Below are 901 nucleotides of genomic sequence, written 5' to 3' on the forward strand. Positions count from 1 at the left end.
TTCCACTATGCGTCATGCTAAATCATGCAGGCTCWTCCCATTTCGCTCGCCACTACTTTGGGAATCTCGGTTGATTTATTTTCCTGCAGCTACTTAGATGTTTCAGTTCGCCGCGTTCGCTTTGCATRCCTATGTATTCAGYATGCAATGACCTAAAAGGCCGGGTTTCCCCATTCGGAAATCCTCGGATCAAAGCTTGTTTGTCAGCTCCCCGAGGCTTATCGCAGACTTCTACGTCCTTCATCGCCTGTAATCGCCAAGGCATCCACCATGTGCACTTATTCACTTGTCCCTATAACGCTTATCGCAGACTTCTACGTCCTTCATCGCCTGTAATCGCCAAGGCATCCACCATGTGCACTTATTCACTTGTCCCTATAACATTGATTCCTTGCGACTAACAAAGAACCGYTATAAAGCAAGAAGTACTACGTTGTTGCGTTTGTTGATACATACAATCACTACCCTCGTTCAATCTTGCGATCAAACGAAAATAATAAATCTTTACTTCTTCCAAATTTTTAAAGAACGATTACTACACTTACCGAAAACCCGTAGTCTTGAGTAAATGCAGTGGTGGAGGATGACGGGATCGAACCGACGACCCCCTGCTTGCAAAGCAGGTGCTCTCCCAGCTGAGCTAATCCCCCAATGGCATTACCAATGAGACTGGTAGGGCTGGTTGGACTCGAACCAACGACCCCCGCGTTATCAACACGGTGCTCTAACCAGCTGAGCTACAGCCCCATTACTGTTCCTTAATCTTCAACAGCCGATAAGTGTGAGCGYTTGGCGTGGYGCCTACTCTAGAAAGGAGGTGATCCAGCCGCACCTTCCGATACGGCTACCTTGTTACGACTTCACCCCAGTCACGAATCCTACCGTGGTAAGCGCCCTCCTT

At 48.0% G+C, this 901-nt stretch carries 2 tRNA genes and 2 rRNA genes (1 of these 4 cut by a window edge); all 4 read right to left on the reverse strand.

The window, feature by feature from the left end:
* Positions 1-292 (reverse strand): 23S ribosomal RNA (locus tag ASC94_RS33175) (its annotated part extends 258 nt beyond the left edge of the window); the annotation flags it as partial.
* Positions 293-574: 282 nt separating this feature from the next.
* Positions 575-650, reverse strand: a tRNA-Ala gene (locus ASC94_RS12585).
* A 20-nt stretch (positions 651-670) separates the two neighbouring features.
* Positions 671-747 (reverse strand) — tRNA-Ile (locus tag ASC94_RS12590).
* A 63-nt stretch (positions 748-810) separates the two neighbouring features.
* A 16S ribosomal RNA gene (locus tag ASC94_RS12595) occupies positions 811-901 on the reverse strand; the annotation flags it as partial.

It is taken from the genome of Massilia sp. Root418 (genome assembly GCF_001425265.1).
Classification (GTDB): Bacteria; Pseudomonadota; Gammaproteobacteria; order Burkholderiales; family Burkholderiaceae_D; genus Rugamonas.